The organism is Pseudomonas sp. LS2P72 (genome assembly GCF_054897865.1).
On sequence record NZ_CM142708.1, the window covers coordinates 6,036,846 to 6,061,432 of the forward strand.

The following is a 24,587-nucleotide window of genomic DNA, read 5'->3' on the forward strand; positions in this document are numbered from 1 at the left end:
CGATTACTCCTTGGTGTCTTCGGCTTCTGCCGCAACCGGATGCTGATTGTCTTCAGCTACTGCACGTTCGATCAATGCCGACAGATGAGCACCACGCACGACGCTTTCGTCGTAGTGGAAGTGCAGCTGCGGAACGCTGCGCAACTTCATTTCGCGAGCCAACTGCATGCGCAGGAAACCGGCGGCGGAGTTGAGCACCTTGATGCTTTGCGCGATATCTTCGGCGTTGTCCTGCCCCATCACGGTGATGAAGATCTTGGCGTGACCGACGTCACGGCTGACTTCAACAGCGGTAATGGTGACCAGGCCGACGCGCGGGTCTTTGACTTCACGACGGATCAGCTGTGCCAGCTCACGCTGCATCTGATCGCCGATACGTTGGGTACGGCTGTATTCTTTTGCCATGTCTTGTTACCTGTTACTGCCCCACGGTGAAACCCGAAGGGTCTGAAAGCGGCAAACGCCCGGCCTGACAAAAGCCAGACCGGGCGTTGCGTTTAGAGTCCTGACGCCGTGCCGCGCACTTGCATGCGGTGGCTCGCCGTGGCCCTTGAAGTGCGCGAGTTAGAGGCTGCGAGCAACCTGGACCTTCTCGTAGACTTCGATCTTGTCGCCAGCTTTGACGTCGTTGTAGCTCTTCACGCCGATACCGCATTCCATGCCGGCACGTACTTCGGAAGCGTCATCCTTGAAGCGGCGCAGGGATTCCAGCTCGCCTTCGAAAATAACGATGTCTTCACGCAGTACACGGATTGGACGGTTACGGTGAACAACACCTTCGATAACCATGCAACCGGCGATCGCGCCAAACTTCGGCGAACGGAACACGTCACGCACTTCAGCGGTACCCAGGATGTTCTCGCGAACATCGCTGCCCAGCATACCGGTGAGGGCTTTCTTGACGTCTTCGATGATGTCGTAGATCACGTTGTAGTAACGCATATCCAGACCTTCCTGCTCGACGATCTTGCGAGCGCCAGCATCGGCACGCACGTTGAAGCCGAACAGTACAGCATTGGAGGCCAGTGCCAGGTTGGCGTCGGACTCGGTGATACCACCGACACCGCCACCGACAACACGCACTTGCACTTCGTCGTTACCCAGGCCGTTCAAGGCACCGTTCAACGCTTCCAGCGAACCACGGACGTCGGATTTGAGGACGATGTTGAGCGTCTTCTTCTCTGCCTGGCCCATGTTTTCGAAGATGTTTTCCAGCTTGCCGGCGTGAGCACGGGCCAGCTTGACTTCGCGGAACTTGCCTTGACGGAACAGAGCCACTTCACGGGCTTTCTTCTCGTCCGACAGCACGCTCATCTCGTCGCCAGCGTCCGGGGTACCGTCCAGGCCGAGAATCTCGACAGGGATGGAAGGACCGGCTTCCTTGATTGGCTTGCCGTTCTCGTCGAGCATGGCACGTACACGGCCATAGTTCGAACCGACCAGCACCATGTCGCCTTGGCGCAGGGTACCGTCTTGAACCAGAACGGTTGCAACCGGGCCACGACCTTTGTCGAGACGCGATTCAACCACGACGCCACGGCCAGGAGCCGAAGGCGTCGCTTTCAGTTCCAGAACTTCAGCTTGCAGCAGAACAGCTTCGAGCAACTCGTCCACGCCAGTACCGACTTTCGCCGAAACCGATACGAACGGGGTGTCGCCGCCCCACTCTTCCGACGTCACGCCGTGAACCGACAGTTCGCTACGGATGCGATCGAGATCAGCGCCCGGCTTGTCGATTTTGTTCACTGCAACAACCAGTGGAACACCGGCAGCCTTGGCGTGCTGGACCGCTTCAATGGTCTGCGGCATTACGCCGTCGTCCGCTGCAACGACCAGGATCACGATGTCGGTCGCCTTGGCGCCACGGGCACGCATTGCGGTAAACGCAGCGTGACCCGGGGTATCGAGGAACGTGACCATGCCGCGATCCGTTTCAACGTGGTACGCACCGATGTGCTGGGTGATACCGCCGGCTTCGCCAGCAGCAACCTTGGCACGACGGATGTAGTCGAGCAGCGAGGTTTTACCGTGGTCAACGTGGCCCATTACGGTCACAACCGGTGCACGGGAGAACGTCTCACCTTCAAACTTCAGGGACTCGGCCAGGGAATCTTCCAGGGCAGTGTCGCTGACCAGGGTCACTTTGTGGCCCAGTTCTTCGGCTACCAGCTGAGCAGTTTCCTGATCCAGTACCTGGTTGATGGTCGCTGGAGTGCCCAGTTTGAACATGAACTTGATGATTTCAGCAGCCTTGACCGACATCTGCTGGGCGAGATCGCCAACAGTGATGGTCTCGCCAATCTGCACATCACGCACGACAGGGCCGGTTGGGCTCTGGAAACCGTGAGCGTTGCGTTTCTTCAGCTTGGCCTTGCCGCGACCACCACGACGGAAGCCATCGCTTTCTTCGTCGGTGGTACGTGGGGCAACGCGTGGAGCAGGCGCTTTTTCTTTGACCGAAGCACGATGCGGAGCGTTTTTGCGCTCGCCATCGCCACTGCCACGACGACTGTTATCGTCGGCACGTGGTTTGTCCGGACGGCGCTGTTCGTTCTGCTTGTTGCGAACATCGGCAGACGGCGCTGGTGCAGCAGCCACAACCGGCGCGCTTTCACGTACTGGCTCGGCAACTGCAGCAGGTGCTGCAACGGCGCCGTTAGTAACGGATTGCGCAGCAGCAGGCTGGCGACGCGCTTCTTCTTCGGCGCGACGCTTGGCTTCTTCTTCAGCCTTCTGACGTGCAGCATTTTCTACTGCGCGACGTTCTTCCAGTTCGCGTTTGCGCTCGGCTTCGATTTCTTCCGGGCTGCGCTGTACGAAGACTTTCTTCTTGCGCACTTCAACGCTGATGCTTTTGCTGCCAGCAACACGCAGGGTGCTGGTGGTTTTGCGCTGCAATGTAATCTTGCGCGGTTCTTCCACTTTCGCCTTGTGGCTGCTCTTCAAGTGAGTCAGCAAAGACTGCTTCTCACTATCGCTCACACCTTCATCGGCGGCGGTGTGCGGCAGACCTGCCTCACGCATCTGCTGCAACAGGCGCTCTACCGGTGTTTTGACCTCATCGGCCAGTTGTTTCACCGTGACTTGCGTCATGCACTTCTCTCCTCAGGCCGCGCCTAATTACTCGAACCAGTGGGCTCGGGCGGCCATGATCAACTTGCCGGCACGATCATCGTCAATGCCGTCGATGTCGAGCAGATCGTCAATAGACTGCTCGGCCAGGTCTTCGCGGGTAATTACGCCGCGCACCGCCAGTTCCATCGCCAAATCCTTGTCCATACCCTCAAGCGAGAGCAGGTCTTCGGCCGGATGGGCGTCTGCCAGCTTTTCCTCAGTAGCGATGGCTTTGGTCAACAAACGATCCTTGGCGCGAGCGCGAAGCTCGTTGACGGTTTCTTCGTCAAAGCCGTCGATGTTGAGCATTTCTTCCAACGGTACGTAGGCAATCTCTTCCAGGCTGGTAAAGCCTTCATCTACCAGCACCTGTGCCAGGTCTTCGTCGACTTCCAGCTCGTCGATGAAGTTGCGCAGGATGTCGCCGGTTTCTGCTTGCTGCTTAGCCTGGATGTCCGATTCGGTCATCACGTTCAGGGTCCAGCCAGTCAACTGGCTAGCCAGACGCACGTTCTGACCACCCCGACCAATGGCCTGAGCCAGATTGTCTGCGCCAACGGCGATGTCCATTGCATGGGCATCTTCGTCAACGATAATTGCCGCCACTTCAGCCGGCGACATTGCATTGATCACGAACTGAGCCGGGTTATCGTCCCACAGGACGATGTCCACACGCTCACCGCCCAACTCACCCGACACTGCCTGGACGCGCGAACCGCGCATACCGATGCAAGCGCCTTGCGGGTCGATGCGTTTGTCCTTGGAGCGGACCGCGATCTTGGCGCGCGAACCCGGGTCACGGGACGCAGCCATTACTTCGATCAGGCCTTCAGCGATTTCCGGCACTTCGATGCGGAACAACTCGATCAGCATTTCCGGCGCGGTACGCGACAGGATCAGCTGCGGGCCGCGGTTCTCGGTGCGGATTTCCTTGAGCAGCGCACGCAGACGCACGCCAACCCGGAAAGTTTCGCGAGAGATGATGTCTTCACGAGCCAGCAACGCTTCAGCGTTGTTGCCCAGGTCGACGATCACGTTGTCGCGGGTTACTTTCTTCACGGTGCCGGAGATGATTTCTCCCAGGCGCTCGCGATAGGCATCAACGACTTGAGCGCGCTCGGCTTCGCGAACTTTCTGCACGATGACTTGCTTGGCAGTCTGTGCGGCGATGCGGCCGAACTCGATGGATTCGATCTTTTCTTCGACTACATCGCCAACCTGAGCACCAGGATGCGTTTCTGCAACCTTGCTCGGCCAGGTTTCGATGGCCGGATCGTCCAGGTCTGCTTCTTCGACGACCGTCCAGCGACGGAATGTCTCGTAAGCACCGGTGTGGCGATTGATTTCCACACGCAGATCGACTTCGTCCTCGAAACGTTTTTTGGTAGCAGTGGCCAGAGCCAGCTCCAGCGCTTCAAAAATTACGTTTGCCGGTACGCCCTTTTCATTGGATACCGACTCAACAACCAGCAGTACTTCTTTGCTCATCGTACGCCTCGCCTTTCGCAAGCCATTGGATCCGCGGGATCCGCGTCTCAGTCAAAACTGGGAATAATGTTGGCCTTGTCGATCATATCGATCGGCAACAGGAACTCATGGTCTTCTACCTGCACCACGACGTCCTGCTCTTCTACACCGCGCAGAAGGCCCTGAAAGTTGCGTCGGCCTTCAAAAGGCGAACGCAGCTTGATCTTCACTTGTTCACCGGCAAATTTTGCAAACTGCTCAATAGTGAACAGTGGGCGTTCCATGCCAGGCGAGGAAACTTCAAGGGTGTATTCAACGGCGATTGGATCTTCAACATCCAGAACACCGCTGATCTGACGGCTGACAATGGCACAATCGTCCACCAGCACGCCGCCCTCTTTATCAATATAAACGCGCAACATTGAGTGGCGACCTTGAGCCGAAAACTCAATACCCCAGCATTCATAGCCTAGGGCCACGACCACCGGGGCCAGCAAGGCCTGCAACTCTTCTAGCTTGCTCGACACCTGAACCCCCTCGTGCATGTATGTGCATGCTGTGCAAAATAAAAAAATGGGCGAAACGCCCATCCTTGAAAACGCCGTCGAACAGCGGCGTTGAAAGTGTCCAGCTAACAAAAAGCCCCTTAAAAGGGGCTCCTTAAACTGGTTGCGGGGGCCGGATTTGAACCGACGACCTTCGGGTTATGAGCCCGACGAGCTACCAGACTGCTCCACCCCGCGACAAAGCTGGGGCGGAAGTATACGACCGATCCCTGACAGGGTCAATGTAACCTTCCACCTACAAGAAAGCCCGCAACAGCGGGCTCTCCTGATAATTGGTACCGAGAAGGGGACTCGAACCCCTACACCCTATGGGCACAACCACCTCAAGGTTGCGTGTCTACCAATTCCACCACCTCGGCAATACTACGTTTGAAACCCTTCTTACTTTTGCTCTTGAGCTGGAGGCACGTCAGTCGCTGGAGTAGCCGACTTTTGCTCTTGAAGCACCGGTACATCATCAGAAGCCGGTTGTTGCTTTGGAACTTCCAACACTGCTGGATTTGGCAAACCTACTTGAGTCAGCTGGTGAGCCTTCTCTTTAGCAAAGTAACCTAACCCTAAGCTGGTTATGAAGAAACCGGCGGCAAGTATAGCAGTAAACTTACTAAGAAAGGTAGAGGAACCTTGGCTTCCGAACACAGTATTTGAAGCACCTGCTCCGAAAGACGCGCCAGCATCCGCACCTTTACCCTGCTGCAGCAATACCAGAGCAACTACGCCCAATGCACCCAGCAGATGAAAAACGACTACGACTGTTTCCAGCATTTTTTCAGTTTCCCGCGGCGCGACAAATCGCACCGAACTCATCTGCATTCAGGGAAGCTCCACCAATGAGCCCCCCATCGATATCCGGCATGCCGAACAGTTCGACCGCATTGGCCGCCTTCACGCTGCCGCCGTATAGAAGCCGCACACCTTGTGCGACCTCAGAATTCTCTACCGCCAACTGAGCGCGAATGGCTGCATGCACATCCTGCGCCTGTTGCGGCGAAGCAGTCAGCCCGGTACCAATGGCCCAGACCGGCTCGTAAGCGATTACTGCCTTTGCAAAAACACCAACACCCAGCTTCTCTATGATACTGCCTAGCTGACGCCCGACAACCTCAAGAGTTTTTCCAGCTTCGCGCTCTTCAAGGGTTTCCCCTACGCACAATACCGGAATCAAGCCACATGCCTGTGCCGCTGCGAACTTGCGAATCAGCATTCCGTCCTGCTCGCCCATTATCTGGCGGCGCTCGGAGTGCCCGACAAGCACCAGGGAACAACCTGCATCCACCAACTGACTCGGCGCAACTTCACCGGTCAACGCACCTTGCATGGATTCCACCGCAGAGTTCTGCGCGCCGACCGAAATCGACTTTCCTTCCAGGCCATCAATCACTTGATTGATATGCAAGCAAGGCGGGAATACCGCTACATCAACATCGCTCGGCAAGGCCAGATGACGAAGGCCATTGATCAGCTCAGCGACGCTGGCGCGGGTACCGTGCATCTTCCAGTTACCAGCTACCATAGGGCGACGCATGCTGTACCTCGTCGGTCAAAGTGGGCGCAGATGTTACCCAACACAATCATGGCTGGCAAGCCGAAATCAGGCAGAAACTTCAGTAACCAGTTTTGCCAGCTCTTCGGCGTAGCCGCGAACCTGTGTTTCGTCCTCGCCTTCGACCATGACCCGTACCAGCGGCTCCGTCCCGGACTTGCGCAACAGCACGCGTCCACGACCAGCCATAGCCTTGGTAACGCGCTCGCTTGCCTCCTTGACGAATGGATGATCAAGAGGGCTCGCACCACCGCCGAATCGTACATTGATCAGTACCTGAGGGCACTTGCGCAGCGCCTGACGCGATTGCGCCAACCCCTCGGAGCGGGTCTTCAGCGCCATCAATACCTGCAATGCAGCAATGATCGCATCACCGGTGGTGGTGTGGTCGAAGCAAACAATGTGCCCCGAATTTTCACCACCCACCATCCAATCGCGCTCCAGCAGCTCGGAAATTACATAACGGTCGCCAACATTGGCCCGCACAAAAGGAATGGCCAGATCCGCCAGGGCCAATTCCAATCCCAGGTTACTCATCAGCGTACCGACCACGCCGCCCTGCAACGTGCCGCGCTCATGCAGGTCGCGAGCAATGATGAACAGCAACTCATCACCGTCGACGACAGTGCCGGTATGATCAACCATCTGAACCCGATCACCATCACCGTCAAAGGCGATACCCAAATCAGCATGCTCGGCCAATACGGCAGCTTGCAGCGGCTCCATATGAGTCGAACCACAATTTTCATTGATGTTCAGGCCGTTAGGATGAGCAGAAAGCACAACGACATCGGCTCCCAGCTCACGGAATACACTCGGAGCCACCTTGTAGGTCGCACCGTGAGCGCAGTCGATCACGATCTTCAGGCCCGCGAAGCTGGTGCCGGTCGGGACGCTGCTTTTGCAGAATTCGATATAGCGGCCTGAAGCATCGTTGATGCGCGATACCTTGCCGATCTTGCTCGATTCAACCACGGTCATCGGGGTGTCGAGCAACTCTTCGATCATATGCTCGACTTCATCAGGAAGCTTGGTGCCCTTCCCGGAGAAAAACTTGATGCCATTGTCATCGTGAGGGTTGTGCGAGGCACTGATCACGATGCCCGCTTCGGCCTGGAAGGTGCGCGTCAGGTAGGCGATGGCCGGTGTCGGCATCGGACCCAGGAGCATGACATCGGCACCTGCCGACGTAAGTCCGGCCTCGAGCGCAGATTCGAACATATAGCCGGAGATCCGAGTGTCCTTGCCCACCAACACCTTGCAGGCGCCCATTTTGCGGAATGCCATACCAGCAGCCCAGCCGAGCTTGAGCATGAAGTCAGGCGTAATCGGATATTCGCCAACCCGACCACGGATGCCGTCGGTGCCAAAGTATTTCTTAGTCATAAGTACTCCATCATTCTTATTCGGCTGATTCCACTGCGGCGATCATTCGCACCACATCGACGGTTTCGGCCACATCATGGACGCGCAATATACGCGCGCCCTTGACCGCAGCCAGCGCCGCAAGCGCCAGACCACCATGCAGACGCTCACCAACCGGACGATTCAATGCCTGACCTATCATGCTCTTTCGCGAGACCCCGACCAACAGAGGCCGCCCCAAGGCATGCAGAGCCTCCATATGCTTGAACAAGCTTAGATTGTGTTGCAAGGTTTTTGCGAAGCCAAAGCCCGGATCAAGGATGATCCGGTCCGCTGTAATTCCTACCGACGCACACTGAGCCATGCGCTCGGCGAGAAACTCACCCACCTCTTTCGTGACGTCCCGATACTGCGGATTGTCCTGCATGTCGCCCGGCTCACCGAGCATATGCATCAGACAGACCGGCAGGCCAGTGGCTGCTGCCGCATCCAGAGCACCATCGCGCCGCAGCGAGCGCACGTCATTGATCAACCCCGCACCCAGTCGTGCGGCTTCGCGCATGACAGCTGGCGTGGAAGTGTCGACCGAGATAATTACATCCAGCTCGCGGTGTATTCGTTCGACGACCGGAGCTACGCGCTCAAGCTCTTCCAGCGGTGAAACCACCCTGGCGCCGGGCCGGGTCGATTCCCCACCAACATCAATCAACGTCGCGCCGGCCGCCATCATAGCCTCAGCGTGGCGCAAGGCCGCATCGAGCTGGCTATATTGACCGCCATCAGAGAAGGAATCGGGAGTGACATTGAGAATACCCATGACGTGCGTCAGGGCCAAATCAAGAACCCGATTGCCGCAAGGCAATCGGGTCGAGGACTGAACAGAAGTCATTTCAAACCTTAAACGTCAGCAGCCGGACCGCCGATCGGTGTTTCCGGACGCGGATCCTGTGCCACCGGAGGAGTTCCGGAGGTACCGGTGCCGCCTGACCAGTCGCGAGGTTCACGAGGCGTACGACCCGCCATGATGTCGTCGATCTGATCAGCGTCGATCGTTTCGTACTTCATCAAGGCATCAGCCATGGCGTCGAGTTTGTCACGGTTATCGGTCAGGATCTGCTTGGCCGTGCCGTAGCACTGGTCAATGATGCTACGCACTTCGGAGTCGATCAACTTGGCTGTCTCGCCAGAGAAGCTTGCACCCTGACCACCGCCGCCGCGACCGAGGAACACTTCACCCTCTTCTTCTGCGTACATCAACGGGCCGAGTTTTTCCGATAAGCCCCACTTGGTCACCATGTTTCGTGCAATCTGGCTGGCACGCATGATGTCGTTTGACGCACCGGTAGTGACGCCGTCGAAGCCCAAGGTCATTTCTTCAGCAATACGGCCGCCGTACAACGAGCAGATCTGACTGATCAATGCACGCTTGGACAGGCTGTAGCGATCTTCTTCCGGCAGGAACATGGTCACACCCAGCGCACGACCGCGCGGGATGATCGACACTTTGTAGACCGGGTCATGCTCAGGCACAACACGCCCAACAATAGCGTGGCCGGCCTCGTGATAAGCGGTGTTCTGCTTCTCTTTCTCGGACATGACCATGGATTTGCGCTCGGCGCCCATCATGATCTTGTCTTTGGCCAATTCGAACTCTTTCATTTCGACGATGCGCTTGCCGGCACGGGCAGCGAACAACGACGCTTCGTTCACCAGGTTAGCCAGGTCGGCACCGGAGAAACCAGGGGTACCACGAGCGATCACGGCCGGAGCGACATCGTCACCCATTGGCACTTTTCGCATGTGAACCTTGAGAATCTGCTCGCGACCACGGATATCCGGCAAACCAACAACTACCTGACGGTCGAAACGGCCCGGACGCAGCAACGCAGGGTCCAGTACGTCCGGACGGTTGGTTGCAGCGATGACGATGATACCGTCGTTCATTTCGAAGCCGTCCATCTCAACCAGCAACTGGTTAAGAGTCTGCTCGCGCTCGTCATGACCGCCGCCCATACCGGCACCACGGTGGCGACCGACGGCGTCGATTTCATCGATGAAGATGATGCATGGCGCGTGCTTCTTGGCCTGCTCGAACATGTCACGAACACGGCTGGCACCGACACCGACGAACATTTCGACAAAATCGGAACCGGAAATAGTGAAGAACGGTACCTTTGCTTCGCCTGCAATCGCTTTGGCGAGCAACGTTTTACCGGTCCCCGGAGGACCCACCATCAGCACGCCGCGAGGAATGCGACCACCCAGACGCTGGAACTTGCCCGGATCACGCAGGAACTCGACCAGCTCACCGACTTCTTCCTTGGCTTCGTCACAACCGGCAACGTCGCCCAAGGTGGTTTTCACCTGATCCTCGGAGAGCAGGCGCGCCTTGCTCTTGCCGAAGCTCATTGGCCCGCCCTTGCCACCGGCGCCGCCCTGCATCTGCCGCATGAAGAACATGAACACGGCGATGATCACGAGGATCGGGAAGCTTGCGACCAGGAGCTGAGTCCAGATGCTTTGCTGTTCAGGCTGCTTGCCTTCAACTACGACATGGTTGTCCACGAGGTCGCCGATCAGACCGTTGTCCTGGATTGCCGGACGAATGGTCTTGAAGCTGTCGCCATCGTTGCGTTTGCCGGTAATCACGTAGCCGTCAACCGCTACGCGCTCGACCTTTCCATCCTTGACCTGCTGGATGAAGTCGGAATAGTTGAGGGTCTGCGGCTCGTTAGGGCTGGAGAAGTTGTTCATCACTGTCACCAGGACAGCCGCGATGATCAACCACAGGATCAAATTCTTTGCCATATCGTTCAATTAACTACCCTCTGAAGCAAGCTCCGCTAATGGCGCGCGCTTCGCATGATATTCACCGGCCTAACTTACTACATTACCTACGGCTCTGGCAGGCGCCGTCTGTAACCCTTTGTGAAACACTTTCTACACAATATTCGCTATTTCCCACGGGGCGAAATACGAAAATCCTATCGACCCGCCAAAAAACCTCGATTTACTCACTACGGCCGCGGTAGCCCCAAGCCAGCATGTATTGCTCGCGGGAACTGCCACGGGAAGAGTCCGGCTTGATCATCTGGACCTTGTCGAATTTCTGACGAGCGTCCTTCACGTAAGCATCAAACCCTTCGCCCTGAAACACCTTGATCACGAAATTACCACCCGGCTTGAGTATCCGAGCCGCCAGATCAAGAGCCAGCTCACATAGGAACATGGCTTTTGGCATGTCCACTTCGGGCGTACCACTCATATTGGGGGCCATATCGGAAATCACAAGGTCCACCTGCGAATTACCCACGGCTTCGAGGATCTGAGCAAGCACTTCGTCCTGGGTGAAGTCACCCTGGATGAAAGTCACGTCCGGAATGCTGTCCATTTCCAGGATGTCCGAGGCGATCAGGCGCCCCTGGCCTCCGATCAGCCGACTTGTGACCTGAGACCAGCCGCCGGGCGCCGCACCCAGGTCGACAACGCTCATACCCGGACGGATCAGCTTGTATTTCTCCTGGACCTCCAGAAGCTTGTAACTCGCACGCGAGCGGTAACCATCCTTCTGCGCCTGCTTCACATAGGGATCATTGACATGTCTTTGCAGCCATTTAAGGCTTGTCTTGGAACGGGCCACGGGCCACCTCGAAAATAAAACGGGTCGTGATTAACTGGGCGGTCCCGGACTCGCTCGGGTAAACTGGCCGCCGCTTTTTACAAGATCAGACGCAGGGGTCAGATTATGCCGCTCACTCAAGAGCAGAAGAAACAGTACAAATCCATTGGCCATCATCTGAAACCAGTTTTGATTGTGGCTGACAACGGTTTGACTGAAGGTGTGTTAGCCGAACTTGAACGCGCTTTGGCGGATCACGAGCTGATTAAAATCAAGCTCAACATCCTCGATCGCGAGTCGCGCCTGGCGAACATTGCAGAACTGTGCAAGGTCGGCAAAGCGGACCTGGTCCAGGTCATCGGCAAGATGGCACTGATTTACCGCAAGAACTTCAGCGTCAACAAGCAGCTGTCGAACGTCCATCGCTTCAAGTGATGACAAGGGTCAAGGGTGTGCTTCGCGCACCCTGCCACTCCATCCAGGCACCGGCTGCAACACCAGCACCAACCCGGAAAAGCCCAGAACAAGATAGCTGAACACCTGCCAACGCACGGCATCCGGCCAGCCGATACGCACCGCGGCATACATCGCACACGCATACAGCGCCATCAGCAACAGTTGCCCGCGAATATCGCGCCATAGACTGGCAAGGCCCTCGGCCTGAACCAGCACCAAAGCCTGAACCAGCACCAAAGCCTGAAAAATTACACACGCTGCGGCGAACCCCACCATCAGCGCATCAAGCATGCCTGCGATTTCGTCGATCAGCAGCGGTGCCAGGCCAATTTTACCCAGCACCGGCAGCAGACCGATGTGCAACAGCCACAGACCACCAACCCACAACATCTGAGTCAGTTGCCAAAGCATGGCGCCCGCACGTAGCGGGCGCCTGCGCTTAGATGTGGCGAACTTCGACAATCTCGTACTCGATAACGCCGCCAGGCGTTTTCACGGCAACCACATCACCCTCTTCCTTGGCAATCAAGGCGCGGGCCAATGGCGAGCCGACTGAAATCTTGCCGAGCTTGAAGTCAGCCTCATCCTCACCAACGATGTGGTAAGTGACGCTTTCATCTGTCTCGACATTGGCGATTTCAACGGTGGTGCCGAAGATCACTTTGCCGGTGTGAGGAATGGTCGTGACATCGATGATCACCGCGTTTTGCATGCGGCCTTCGATGTCGCGGATCCGCGCCTCGACCATACCTTGCTGCTCGCGAGCAGCGTGGTATTCGGCGTTTTCTTTCAAGTCACCCAACTCGCGGGCCGTACCGATGTCCTGGCTGAGCTTCGGACGGACGACCTTGGTCAAGTGAGCGTGTTCTTCTTCCAGGGCTTTAGCGCCCTTGACGGTCATTGGGTATTTGATCATGCCTTCAATCCTGCGTGTAGATCCTGCAAGCGGCGCACGGTCTTCTCGGGACCGAACTTCAGCGCTTCGCAGATAGCTTCGCCAGCAGCAATGGTAGTGGTGCAGTAAATCTTGTGCTGCAAGGCATTACGACGAATGGAGTACGAATCAGCGATCGACTGACGACCTTCGGTGGTGTTGATGATCAGGGTGACTTCGTCATTCTTGATCATGTCGACCACGTGCGGACGACCCTCGGTCACCTTGTTCACACGACGCACTTTCAGGCCTGCGGCTTCGATCAGCTTGGCAGTACCGGCAGTGGCGACCACTTCGAAGCCCAAGTTGATCAGATCACGGGCCACGCCTGCAACCAGCGGCTTGTCGTCATCACGCACGCTGATGAATGCGGTACCGCCGGTCGGCAGCACTTCGCTGGCACCCATTTGGGCTTTGGCAAACGCCTCACCGAAGGTGTCGCCCACGCCCATCACTTCACCGGTGGACTTCATCTCTGGGCCCAGGATCGGGTCCACGCCAGGGAATTTGGCGAATGGGAACACCGCCTCTTTCACACTGTAGAAGTTCGGAATGATTTCTTTGGTGAAACCGATTTCCTTCAGGGTTTTACCGGCCATCACGCGAGCCGCGATCATCGCCAGGGAAACACCGATGCACTTGGACACAAACGGTACGGTACGGGAAGCGCGCGGGTTGACTTCGATGACGTAGATGTCTTCGCCTTGCAGCGCCAACTGAACGTTCATCAGGCCGACAACGCCCAGCTCCAGGGCCATTTTCTTGACCTGTTCGCGCATCTCGTCCTGGATGTGTGCAGGCAGCGAGTACGGCGGCAGAGAGCACGCGGAGTCACCGGAGTGAACGCCGGCCTGCTCGATGTGCTGCATGATTGCGCCGATCACCACGTCGGTGCCGTCGCAAACTGCATCCACGTCCATTTCGATGGCGCAGTTGAGGAAGTGGTCGAGCAGCACCGGGCTGTCGTTGGACACTTTCACCGCATCGCGCAAGTAGCGCTTCAGCTCGTCTTCTTCGTAAACGATTTCCATCGCGCGACCGCCCAGTACGTAGGACGGACGAACCACCAGCGGGTAACCGATCTTGCTGGCCGCACGAATCGCTTCGTCTTCGCTGCGCACGGTGGCGTTTGGCGGCTGACGCAGGTTCAGGCGCTCGACCATTTGCTGGAAGCGCTCACGGTCTTCGGCACGGTCGATGGCGTCAGGGCTGGTGCCGATGATCGGCACGCCAGCTTCTTCCAGGGCACGAGCCAGTTTCAACGGGGTTTGGCCGCCGTACTGGACGATCACGCCTTTCGGCTTCTCGACGCGGACGATTTCCAGTACGTCTTCCAGGGTCACTGGTTCGAAGTACAGGCGATCGGAGGTGTCGTAATCGGTGGAAACGGTTTCCGGGTTGCAGTTGACCATGATGGTCTCGTAACCGTCTTCGCGCAGGGCCAGCGCCGCGTGTACGCAGCAGTAGTCGAACTCGATGCCCTGGCCGATACGGTTTGGACCGCCGCCGAGGATCATGATCTTGTCGCGGCCCGACGGCGCGGCTTCACACTCCTCCTCGTACGTGGAGTAGAGGTAAGCGGTGTCAGTGGCGAACTCGGCCGCGCAGGTGTCAACGCGCTTGTAGACCGGGAAAATCTCAAGTTTGTGACGGTGGCGACGCAGAGCCTTCTCGGTCACGCCCAGCAGCTTGGCCAGACGCATGTCGGAGAAGCCTTTGCGCTTGAGGCGGAACATCACGTCGCGGTCGATGCTGGCCAGACCCAGGGTCTTGACCTTCTCTTCTTCCTTGATCAGATCTTCGATCTGCACCAGGAACCACGGGTCGATCATGTTCATGCCGAAGATGTCTTCGACCGACAGGCCGGCACGGAAGGCGTCAGCCACGTACCAGATACGCTCGGCACCCGGCACGGTCAGTTCGCGCTTGAGGATGCTCATGCTTTCCGGATTGCTCAGGTCGAGCTTCTCGTCCAGGCCGCAAACGCCCACTTCCAGACCGCGCAGGGCTTTCTGCAGGGATTCCTGGAAAGTCCGGCCGATGGCCATGACTTCACCTACCGACTTCATTTGAGTGGTCAGGCGCGCGTCGGCTTTCGGGAATTTCTCGAAGGCGAAGCGTGGCAGCTTGGTCACGACGTAGTCGATGGACGGCTCGAAGGATGCAGGAGTAGCGCCGCCGGTGATTTCGTTCTGCAGTTCGTCCAGGGTGTAGCCGATCGCCAGCTTGGCAGCGATACGCGCAATCGGGAAACCAGTGGCTTTCGAGGCCAGCGCCGAAGAGCGGGATACACGCGGGTTCATCTCGATCACGACCATACGGCCAGTGTCCGGGCAGATGCCAAACTGAACGTTGGAGCCGCCGGTTTCCACGCCGATCTCACGCAGTACCGCCAACGAGGCGTTACGCATGATCTGGTATTCCTTGTCCGTCAGGGTTTGTGCCGGAGCAACGGTGATCGAGTCACCGGTGTGCACGCCCATCGGGTCAAAGTTTTCGATGGAGCAGACGATGATGCAGTTGTCCTTCTTATCGCGGACAACCTCCATCTCATATTCTTTCCAGCCGATCAGGGATTCGTCGATCAGCAGCTCTTTGGTCGGCGACAGGTCGAGGCCGCGGGCGCAGATTTCTTCGAACTCTTCACGGTTGTAAGCGATACCGCCACCGGTGCCGCCCATGGTGAAGGACGGACGGATGATGCACGGGAAGCCGAGCTTCTCGAGGACCACGTTGGCCTCTTCCATGCTGTGGGCGATACCCGAACGCGGGCAGTCCAGGCCGATGGATTTCATCGCCTTGTCGAAGCGCGAACGGTCTTCAGCCTTGTCGATGGTGTCAGCGTTGGCGCCGATCATCTCTACGCCGAACTTCTCCAGAACGCCTTCGCGCTCCAGATCCAGTGCGCAGTTCAGAGCGGTCTGGCCACCCATGGTCGGCAGCAGCGCGTCCGGACGCTCTTTCTCGATGATCTTGGCAACGGTCTGCCACTTGATCGGCTCGATGTAGGTGGCGTCGGCCATGTCCGGGTCGGTCATGATGGTCGCTGGGTTGGAGTTCACCAGGATGACGCGGTAACCCTCCTCGCGCAGGGCTTTACAGGCCTGGGCGCCGGAGTAGTCGAATTCGCAGGCCTGGCCGATCACGATCGGGCCAGCGCCGAGAATCAGGATGCTTTTAATGTCTGTACGTTTTGGCATGGGTTTGTCACTCAAATCCGCAGGTCAGTCGGCAAGCCGTCTTGTTCAATCTTTTAAGTCTTGAGGGGGCCACCGGTGTCGGGACCGCCCTCAAGCTTTGCTACATCAAGGCGAGCGATCAGCGTCGCTTGGCCATTTCGTTGATGAAGCGATCAAACAGTGGTGCTACGTCGTTCGGGCCAGGGCTGGCTTCCGGGTGACCCTGGAAGCTGAAGGCGCTCTTGTCGGTACGCTCGATACCTTGCAGGGTGCCGTCGAACAGCGATTTGTGGATCGCCCGGACGTTGGCTGGCAGGGTCGCGTCGTCTACCGCAAAACCGTGGTTCTGGCTGGTGATCATCACCACACCGGTATCCAGATCCTGGACCGGGTGGTTGGCACCGTGGTGACCGTGACCCATTTTCAGGGTCTTGGCACCGGAGGCCAGAGCCAGCAGTTGGTGACCGAGGCAGATACCGAAGACCGGAATTTCGGTTTCCAGCACATCTTTGATCGCCTGGATCGCGTAGTCGCAAGGCTCCGGATCGCCAGGGCCGTTGGACAGGAACACGCCGTCAGGTTTCAGTGCCAGCGCTTCGGCGGCTGGAGTCTGAGCAGGTACCACGGTCACGCGGCAACCGCGTTCGACCAGCATGCGCAGGATGTTCAGCTTGACGCCGTAGTCGTAGGCAACCACGTGGTACGGCAGCTCAGAGGCTTCGATGGTTGCGTGGCTGTCGGTTTTCAAATCCCAGACAGTCGAGCGCCACTCGTATTTCTCTTTGGTGCTGACGACTTTCGCCAGGTCCATGCCCTTGAGGCCAGGGAAACCCTGAGCGGCAGCGATGGCGGCTTCTTCGGAAATGTTGTCACCGGCCATGATGCAGCCGTTCTGAGCGCCTTTTTCACGCAGGATGCGCGTCAGGCGGCGAGTGTCGATACCGGCGATTGCCACAACGTTGTTGGCTTTCAGGTAGTCGGACAGAGACATCGTGTTACGCCAGTTGCTCGCAACCAGTGGCAGGTCACGGATAACCAGGCCCGCGGACCAGACGCGGTTGGACTCGGCGTCTTCCGGCGTGGTGCCGGTGTTGCCGATGTGCGGGTAAGTCAGGGTAACAATCTGTTGGGCGTAGGAAGGATCGGTAAGGATTTCCTGATAGCCGGTCATGGCGGTGTTGAACACCACCTCACCAACGGTTTGACCGTCGGCTCCAATGGCTTCGCCGCGAAAAATGCTGCCATCAGCAAGGGCGAGTATGGCTGGCTTAGTCAAGAAGACCTCCCGTAAATAAAGCCTGAAAGGGCGATCGCAGGTTGTAAAAAAGCGGAGTGACGTATGGACACGTCACCCCGCTTCTTCACCGAATAATTCTGCGCGCTTTTAGTGGACACACTAAAGCTGTAGCTTACAGAAAAAGGCTTTTTTGGTCTACCGCCAATGAGCCTTAAAGGCCTGGGAATGCGACAGGACGTCGCTTGGCGTAATAAAATCGGGTCCAAACGCTGTGTTGGAACCCGATTTCGGGGGCATCTTAACGCAGATCGAGCACGTCTTGCATGTCGTAAAGACCCGACTCACGACTGTCCAGCCACAATGCAGCACGTACCGCGCCCTTGGCGAAGGTCATGCGACTGGAAGCTTTATGGGTGATTTCCAGTCGCTCACCCTCACAGGCGAACAGCACCGTATGATCACCGACCACGTCACCACCGCGAACAGTCGCGAAGCCGATCGTTTCACGCTCTCGCACACCGGTGTGACCTTCACGACCATACACCGCGACCTTTTGCAGATCACGATCCAGCGCGCTTGCGATAACTTCACCCATGCGCAGAGCCGTACCTGAAGGCGCATCGATCTTGTGCCGATGATGAGCCTCGATGATCTCGATATCCGCCTCATCACCCAGCACACGAGCAGCCATGTCGAGCAACTTCAGCGACAGGTTTACACCGACACTGAAATTGGCCGCGAACACGATCGGAATATCCTTGCCAGCCTCGGCCAGCAACTGCTTCTGCGCGGCGTCCAGACCCGTCGTGCCGATCACCATGGCCTTACCCGCCTTACGGCAGAACGCCAGGTTTTTCAGCATGACTTCCGGGAGCGTGAAGTCGATCAGCACGTCGAACTCATCAGCCACCGCGTCCAGATTGCCGGACAGCGGAACGCCGATACGCCCCAGCGAGGCCAGCTCACCAGCATCCACGCCAATCAGCGTACTGCCGGGGCGTACGATCGCTGCCGTCAGCCCGGTCAGCGGCGCGCGCTGCTGCACCGCCTCGACCAGAATCTTGCCCATGCGCCCGGCAGCGCCCATCACAGCTATACGTCGCATGCCGACTCCTTACAAATCGCCGAAGAAGCGCTTCACGCCTTCGAACCAACCCGTGGTTTTAGGCGAATGGCTGTTGTCATCTGCCAACGAGCTACGGAACTCTTCCAGCAGTTCACGCTGACGACGCCCCAGATTGACAGGGGTTTCAACCGCCACACGGCACATCAAGTCACCAGCACCGCCGCCGCGCACTGGCGCAACGCCCTTGCCGCGAACACGGAACTGCTTGCCGGTCTGAGTCCCTTCAGGGATTTTCAGTTTGACTCGACCATCAAGGGTCGGAATCTCCAGCTCGCCACCCAGCGCAGCATCGACAAAGCTGATAGGCACTTCGCAGAACAGGTGCTTGCCGTCGCGCTGGAAGATCGCGTGCTCACGCACGTTGATCACCACGTACAGGTCGCCCGTCGGACCACCCTGAGCCCCCGCCTCGCCTTCGCCGGACAGACGAATGCGGTCACCGGTATCGACACCGGCCGGCACTTTCACCGAGAGGGTTTTGTACTCTTCGACACGACCTTGACCGTCGCACGAGTCGCACGGATCGGAAATGATCTTGCCCTGGCCATGGCAGCGCGGGCACGTCTGCTGCACCGAGAAAAAGCCCTGCTGCATACGGACCTGACCGATACCGCCGCAAGTCGGGCAAGTGATCGGCGAGGAACCTTTCTTGGCACCCGAACCGTCACACGGCTTGCAGTTGACCAATGTCGGAACACGGATATTCACAGTAGTACCGCGCACCGCTTCTTCCAGATTCAGCTCCAGGGTGTAACGCAGGTCACTGCCGCGCTGAGCGCCGCCACGAGAACCGCCGCGACCGCCGCCGAAGAAGTCACTGAAGACATCACCAAAGATGTCGGAGAAGTTCTGACCGCCAAAACCGGCACCGCCGCCGCCCATGCTTGGGTCGACACCGGCATGACCGTACTGGTCGTACGCCGCGCGCTTGCTGGAATCGGACAGCACTTCGTAGGCCTCGTTGGCCTCCTTGAACATATCTTCCGACGCTTTGTCATCGGGATTACGGTCCGGGTGGTGCTTCATCGCCAGGCGACGGTAGGCCTTTTTCAGGTCTGCTTCGCTTGAGCCACGCTCAACACCCAATACTTCGTAATAGTCACGCTTTGCCATAAGTCTTTGCACTCTTAAGGACGTTCGGCAAACCTCTCCTGAGCCTTGCCAAACTCGTTGAGCCCCAATACAGGCCCGGACCCAACTCACGTCAATTCAACGATCCTGGTCTTTGATTCGATGCGGTACTTTCGGCTCGAAAAGCAGGAGCATTCCCGGCCATACCGCCAACACTGGGGCGGAGTGAATAGCTTGTTCGTTAGGCAACTCCGGCGCCCGAACCTGCTCTAACGAACAAGCCACTCACTCCACCTTTGTCGCATGCTGTAAAAATTCGCTAACTCCAGACACGCCAACGCGGGAGCAAGCTCCCGCGCGGCGACATCCTACCAGTCACTGCCTAAAGGCAGTCAACCGGCCGACCAACTTACTTGTGGTCTTTGACTTCTTCGAACTCAGCGTCGACGACGTCGTCAGCCTTCTCAGCCGATTCGCCTTGCGGCGCAGCACCTTCAGCAGGTTGAGCCTGCTCGGCGTACATCTTCTGCGCTACTGGAGCGGAGACTTTCGACAGCTCTTCAACCTTGGCCTCGATTGCCGCTTTGTCGTCGCCTTTGACAGCGGCTTCCAGGGCAACAACAGCGGCTTCGATTGCAGTCTTCTCTTCAGCAGTCACTTTATCACCAGCGTCTGCGACCATTTTGCGAGTCGAGTGAACCAGCGCATCGCCCTGGTTGCGAGCAGATGCCAGCTCTTCGAACTGGCGATCTGCGTCGACGTTGGCTTCAGCATCGCGAATCATCTGCTGAATCTCTTCCTCGGACAGACCGGAGTTGGCCTTGATCACGATCGACTGAGTCTTGCCGGTAGCCTTGTCTTTGGCGCCTACGTGCAGAATGCCGTTGGCGTCGATGTCGAAGGTCACTTCAATTTGTGGCACGCCACGTGGTGCTGGCGGAATCTCGGCCAGGTCGAACTTGCCCAAAGACTTGTTCTGAGCGGCTTGCTTACGCTCACCTTGCAGCACGTGAATGGTCACAGCACCCTGGTTGTCGTCGGCAGTCGAGAACACTTGCGATTTCTTGGTAGGAATCGTGGTGTTTTTCTCGATCAGCGCGGTCATCACGCCACCCATGGTTTCGATGCCCAGAGTCAGCGGGCTGACGTCCAGCAGCAGAACGTCTTTCACGTCACCGGCCAATACTGCGCCCTGGATAGCAGCACCCATGGCAACCGCTTCGTCCGGGTTCACATCTTTACGCGCTTCTTTACCGAAGAACTCGGTCACCAGCTTCTGAACCAGTGGCATACGGGTCTGGCCGCCGACCAGGATCACGTCGTTGATGGCGCCAATGTCGATGCCAGAGTCTTTCAGAGCGATGCGGCAAGGTTCGATGGTGCGTTGAACCAGGTCTTCTACCAGCGCTTCGAGCTTGGCGCGGGAGATTTTCACGTTCAAGTGCTTAGGACCGGTAGCGTCTGCAGTGATGTACGGCAGGTTCACGTCGGTCGAATTGCTCGAAGACAGTTCGATCTTGGCTTTTTCAGCGGCTTCTTTCAGGCGCTGCATGGCCAGCGGGTCACCTTTAAGGTTCATGCCGCTTTCTTTCTTGAATTCGTCGACGAGGTAGTCGATCAGACGAATGTCAAAGTCTTCACCGCCCAGGAACGTGTCACCGTTGGTGGCCAGTACTTCGAACTGGTGTTCGCCATCGACTTCAGCGATTTCGATCACGGAAACGTCGAAAGTACCGCCGCCCAAGTCGTAAACGATCACGGTGTGATCGCCCTTCGCCTTGTCCATACCGTAAGCCAGAGCGGCTGCGGTTGGTTCGTTGATGATACGTTTTACGTCCAGGCCCGCGATGCGGCCGGCGTCTTTGGTGGCTTGACGCTGGCTGTCATTGAAGTAGGCCGGAACGGTGATTACCGCTTCAGTCACTGGCTCGCCGAGGTAGTCTTCGGCGGTCTTCTTCATTTTCTTCAGAATTTCAGCCGAGATTTGTGGCGGCGACATTTTCTGGCCGTTCACTTCAACCCACGCATCACCGTTATCAGCCTTGGCGATTTTGTACGGGACCATCTTGATGTCTTTCTGTACGACTTCTTCGTCGAACTTACGACCGATCAGACGCTTCACCGCATACAGGGTGTTGTGCGGATTGGTCACAGCCTGACGCTTGGCCGATTGACCAACGAGGATTTCACCATCGTTGGCGTAAGCGATGATCGACGGCGTGGTACGCGTGCCTTCAGCGTTTTCAATAACTTTGGCTACGCCGTTTTCAAGCACGGAGACGCAGGAGTTGGTAGTCCCCAGGTCGATACCGATAATTTTGCCCATGTTCACTCTCCCGAAACTTTGGATTTGGTTGCCGCAGCAGTGGTGGCTAACTGCGGTAGCACTTAAACGCTTGACTTCTAAATGGGGGCCTTGCGGCTAATTTCAAGCCTGCTCGTCAATCGAAGGCGAAACCGGCGCCGGGGCCTTGCTGACCACGACCATGGCCGGGCGCAGCAGGCGACCATTGAGCTGATAGCCCTTCTGGAACACCTTGAGCACGCTGTTCGGCTCGACGTCGGCGCTTTCCTGCATGGCCATTGCCTGGTGCTGAACGGCGTTGAACGGTTCGCCATGCGGATCGATCGCTTCCAGCTGATAACGCTTCAGGGTGTCCTGGAACATTTTCAGGGTCAGCTCGATGCCTTCGCGCATCGGACGAATGCTTTCGTCGTCCGGGCTGGACAACTCCAGACCACGCTCCAGGCTGTCGATGATCGGCAACAAGTCACCGGCGAATTTCTCCAGTGCGAACTTGTGAGCCTTTTCTACATCCTGCTCGGCGCGACGGCGGACGTTCTGCAGATCAGCCGCTACACGCAAAGCCTGATCATGAGCGCCAGCCAATTGCTCTTCGAGCACTTGAACACGAGTCGCCAGTTCATCACCCGAATCCTGGGCAGCCTGATCGGCGTCTAGATTTTGCGTATCCACTGTCTGTTCGTCAGCCATAGATTTCTCCTTTCAATATCGTCCGCGAGCTCAACTCGCGCTTCTGCCCAGCTATATGGGGCCGCAAAACTCAGCTTCAAGGGGCGCTGATTTATTAACCCTACAAAAAACAGCTGCATTGTCATTCCCGGGCGCACTAAGGATTTCGTCGGATCAAGCAAATAGAGCTAAGGGAGGGCATTGTCAGCCAGAAACAAAACACTGTATAAATAACCAGACCTAAAGCCTGGGAGCGGCCTTTATGCTGGTGCACCTGTCCGTACATAACTACGCCATCGTTGAACATCTCGATCTCGAACTCGATCGCGGGATGAGCGTGATCACTGGGGAAACCGGCGCCGGCAAGTCGATCATGCTCGACGCCCTCGGCCTGACCCTGGGCGATCGCGCCGATAGCGGCGTGGTCCGTCCCGGCGCCGACAAGGCCGATATCCTGGCAACCTTCGATCTGGTCGATATTCCAGAAGCCAGCGCCTGGCTGGCCGAGCGTGACCTGGAGAGCGACGGCCCATGCATCCTGCGCCGGGTGATCACCGCCGAAGGACGCTCGCGTGGCTACATCAACGGCACGCCCTGCCCCCTCGGCGACCTCAAAGCCCTGGGTGAACTGCTGATCGATATCCACAGCCAGCACGAACATCAATCCCTGCTCAAGACCGACACCCACCGCCGCCTGCTCGACGAATACGCCGGCGCAACGGACCTTGCCCGCCAGGTACACCTGGCCGCCCAACGCTGGCGCCAGACCCGCCAGGAACTGGAACGCCTTTCCAACTCAGGCGACGAGCAGCGCGCTCGCCATCAATTGCTCAGTTATCAACTTGAAGAGCTGGAAAATCTCGGTCTCGGCGAAAACGAGCTGGAGCAGTTGGAACAGGAACACAAGAACCTGACCAACGCCGAAACCCTGCTGGGCATTTGCCGGCAAGTGGTCGAGCAATGCAGCGAAAGTGATTCCGGGAATGTGCTGAACGCCCTCACCGCCAGCCTCAATCGCCTTTCGAGCGTCAACAATTCGATTGGGGCCCTGGGTGAAGCCAGCAGCCTGCTGACCAGTGCACAGATCCAGGTCGAAGAAGCCGTGGGAGAACTGAATCGCTTCCTTGATAATTTCGATGCTGATCCAGCGCGTCTTCAGTACCTGGAGGAACGCCTTGATGCGATCTATACCATGGCGCGCAAACACCGCATCCAGCCGACCGAAGTAGCCGAGATGCAGCAGCGCTTGCTGGATGAAATCGAAACCCTGAATGCCAACGACGAATCCATCGAGCGACTGAGCGATGAACTGGCCTCCTATGCCCGTCATTATCAGGAAAAGGCTCGCGAGCTCAGCGATTTGCGCCATCAGGCCTCGAACAGCCTGGCCAGCGCCGTGGAGCAGGAAATCCAGCGACTCGGCATGCCCGGTGGTCGTTTCACCATCGAACTGCGCCCCAACGGCAGCGATGAACTCCTGCCGAATGGACTTGAGCAGGTAGAACTGCTCGTGAGCGCCAACCCAGGGCAACCGCTGAAAGCCCTGGCAAAAGTGGCATCCGGCGGCGAACTGTCACGGATCAGCCTGGCGATTCAAGTAATCACCGCGCAGACTTCCCGCGTACCGACCCTGGTGTTCGACGAAGTAGACGTGGGTATCGGCGGTCCGACCGCCGAAATCGTGGGCCAATTACTGCGTCGACTTGGGGAGCGCGGGCAGGTATTGACGGTAACTCACTTGCCGCAGGTGGCAGCGCAGGGACATCAACATCTATTCGTACACAAAGTGCGCGGCGAAGATGCCACTCACACAGCCGTCTCCAAGCTGAGCAAGAACGATCGTGTCGAAGAAGTGGCTCGGATGCTGGGAGGCATCGACCTCACCAAGGAATCTCTGGCTCACGCCAGGAAAATGGTCGTCACCGCAAAAATTTAA

Annotated in this window: 20 protein-coding genes and 2 tRNA genes; 2 read left to right on the plus strand and 20 right to left on the minus strand. The window is 57.6% G+C overall.

Annotated elements, in window-relative coordinates; all coding sequences use genetic code 11:
- Positions 1 to 3 precede the first annotated feature (3 nt).
- The 12 genes from rbfA to rlmE form a co-directional block, all read right to left on the minus strand.
- A complete protein-coding gene (rbfA, locus tag ACYZUA_RS27725) occupies positions 4 to 405 on the minus strand; it encodes a 30S ribosome-binding factor RbfA (RefSeq protein WP_008149016.1) in 402 nt (133 codons plus the stop codon).
- Between the two features lie 159 nt (positions 406 to 564).
- Positions 565 to 3,093, minus strand: a complete 2,529-nt coding sequence (gene infB / locus ACYZUA_RS27730) for a translation initiation factor IF-2 (RefSeq protein WP_461961397.1) — start codon at positions 3,091 to 3,093, stop codon at positions 565 to 567.
- Positions 3,094 to 3,120: 27 nt separating this feature from the next.
- The gene (nusA, locus tag ACYZUA_RS27735) at positions 3,121 to 4,602 is read right to left on the minus strand and encodes a transcription termination factor NusA (RefSeq protein ID WP_008024459.1); all 1,482 of its coding nucleotides are present in this window, start codon (positions 4,600 to 4,602) and stop codon (positions 3,121 to 3,123) included.
- A gap of 47 nt (positions 4,603 to 4,649) precedes the next feature.
- Positions 4,650 to 5,108, minus strand: coding sequence for a ribosome maturation factor RimP (gene rimP, locus ACYZUA_RS27740; RefSeq protein ID WP_010463487.1), 459 nt, complete (start codon positions 5,106 to 5,108; stop codon positions 4,650 to 4,652).
- Between the two features lie 139 nt (positions 5,109 to 5,247).
- Positions 5,248 to 5,324: transfer RNA gene (locus ACYZUA_RS27745), tRNA-Met, on the minus strand.
- Between the two features lie 96 nt (positions 5,325 to 5,420).
- Positions 5,421 to 5,506: transfer RNA gene (locus ACYZUA_RS27750), tRNA-Leu, on the minus strand.
- A 22-nt stretch (positions 5,507 to 5,528) separates the two neighbouring features.
- A complete protein-coding gene (gene secG, locus ACYZUA_RS27755; RefSeq protein ID WP_017336473.1) occupies positions 5,529 to 5,912 on the minus strand; it encodes a preprotein translocase subunit SecG in 384 nt (127 codons plus the stop codon).
- A gap of 4 nt (positions 5,913 to 5,916) precedes the next feature.
- Positions 5,917 to 6,672: a triose-phosphate isomerase gene (gene tpiA, locus ACYZUA_RS27760; RefSeq protein WP_461961398.1), complete on the minus strand. Its 756-nt coding sequence runs from the start codon at positions 6,670 to 6,672 to the stop codon at positions 5,917 to 5,919.
- A 66-nt stretch (positions 6,673 to 6,738) separates the two neighbouring features.
- Entirely contained in the window at positions 6,739 to 8,076 is a 1,338-nt protein-coding gene (gene glmM, locus ACYZUA_RS27765) for a phosphoglucosamine mutase (RefSeq protein WP_461961399.1), read from the minus strand.
- Between the two features lie 16 nt (positions 8,077 to 8,092).
- Positions 8,093 to 8,944, minus strand: a complete 852-nt coding sequence (gene folP / locus ACYZUA_RS27770; RefSeq protein ID WP_461961400.1) for a dihydropteroate synthase — start codon at positions 8,942 to 8,944, stop codon at positions 8,093 to 8,095.
- A gap of 8 nt (positions 8,945 to 8,952) precedes the next feature.
- Positions 8,953 to 10,863 (minus strand): ATP-dependent zinc metalloprotease FtsH, encoded by a 1,911-nt coding sequence (gene ftsH, locus ACYZUA_RS27775; RefSeq protein ID WP_033053619.1) that lies wholly within the window; start codon positions 10,861 to 10,863, stop codon positions 8,953 to 8,955.
- Positions 10,864 to 11,065: 202 nt separating this feature from the next.
- Complete coding sequence (gene rlmE, locus ACYZUA_RS27780) at positions 11,066 to 11,695, minus strand: 23S rRNA (uridine(2552)-2'-O)-methyltransferase RlmE (RefSeq protein ID WP_008005470.1); 630 nt, start codon at positions 11,693 to 11,695, stop codon at positions 11,066 to 11,068.
- Between the two features lie 105 nt (positions 11,696 to 11,800).
- Between rlmE and ACYZUA_RS27785 the strand changes: the two genes are divergently transcribed.
- The gene (locus ACYZUA_RS27785) at positions 11,801 to 12,109 is read left to right on the plus strand and encodes a YhbY family RNA-binding protein (RefSeq protein WP_008057408.1); all 309 of its coding nucleotides are present in this window, start codon (positions 11,801 to 11,803) and stop codon (positions 12,107 to 12,109) included.
- A gap of 9 nt (positions 12,110 to 12,118) precedes the next feature.
- Here ACYZUA_RS27785 and ACYZUA_RS27790 read toward each other — a convergent pair whose 3' ends face one another.
- From ACYZUA_RS27790 to grpE, 8 genes are all read right to left on the minus strand, one after another.
- Positions 12,119 to 12,541 (minus strand): MFS transporter, encoded by a 423-nt coding sequence (locus tag ACYZUA_RS27790; RefSeq protein ID WP_461961401.1) that lies wholly within the window; start codon positions 12,539 to 12,541, stop codon positions 12,119 to 12,121.
- 28 nt (positions 12,542 to 12,569) lie between these two features.
- Entirely contained in the window at positions 12,570 to 13,046 is a 477-nt protein-coding gene (greA, locus tag ACYZUA_RS27795; protein ID WP_046045786.1) for a transcription elongation factor GreA, read from the minus strand.
- Positions 13,043 to 16,264, minus strand: a complete 3,222-nt coding sequence (gene carB, locus ACYZUA_RS27800; RefSeq protein WP_461961402.1) for a carbamoyl-phosphate synthase large subunit — start codon at positions 16,262 to 16,264, stop codon at positions 13,043 to 13,045. Before carB ends, greA begins: the two co-directional genes overlap by 4 nt.
- 118 nt (positions 16,265 to 16,382) lie before the next feature.
- Positions 16,383 to 17,519, minus strand: coding sequence for a glutamine-hydrolyzing carbamoyl-phosphate synthase small subunit (gene carA, locus ACYZUA_RS27805; RefSeq protein WP_461961403.1), 1,137 nt, complete (start codon positions 17,517 to 17,519; stop codon positions 16,383 to 16,385).
- A 259-nt stretch (positions 17,520 to 17,778) separates the two neighbouring features.
- The gene (gene dapB / locus ACYZUA_RS27810; protein ID WP_461961404.1) at positions 17,779 to 18,585 is read right to left on the minus strand and encodes a 4-hydroxy-tetrahydrodipicolinate reductase; all 807 of its coding nucleotides are present in this window, start codon (positions 18,583 to 18,585) and stop codon (positions 17,779 to 17,781) included.
- 9 nt (positions 18,586 to 18,594) lie between these two features.
- Entirely contained in the window at positions 18,595 to 19,719 is a 1,125-nt protein-coding gene (gene dnaJ, locus ACYZUA_RS27815) for a molecular chaperone DnaJ (RefSeq protein WP_008149037.1), read from the minus strand.
- Between the two features lie 367 nt (positions 19,720 to 20,086).
- Positions 20,087 to 22,003 (minus strand): molecular chaperone DnaK, encoded by a 1,917-nt coding sequence (gene dnaK / locus ACYZUA_RS27820; protein WP_458508465.1) that lies wholly within the window; start codon positions 22,001 to 22,003, stop codon positions 20,087 to 20,089.
- 102 nt (positions 22,004 to 22,105) lie between these two features.
- The gene (gene grpE / locus ACYZUA_RS27825) at positions 22,106 to 22,672 is read right to left on the minus strand and encodes a nucleotide exchange factor GrpE (RefSeq protein WP_283182904.1); all 567 of its coding nucleotides are present in this window, start codon (positions 22,670 to 22,672) and stop codon (positions 22,106 to 22,108) included.
- A gap of 241 nt (positions 22,673 to 22,913) precedes the next feature.
- Between grpE and recN the strand changes: the two genes are divergently transcribed.
- Positions 22,914 to 24,587, plus strand: coding sequence for a DNA repair protein RecN (gene recN, locus ACYZUA_RS27830; protein WP_461961405.1), 1,674 nt, complete (start codon positions 22,914 to 22,916; stop codon positions 24,585 to 24,587).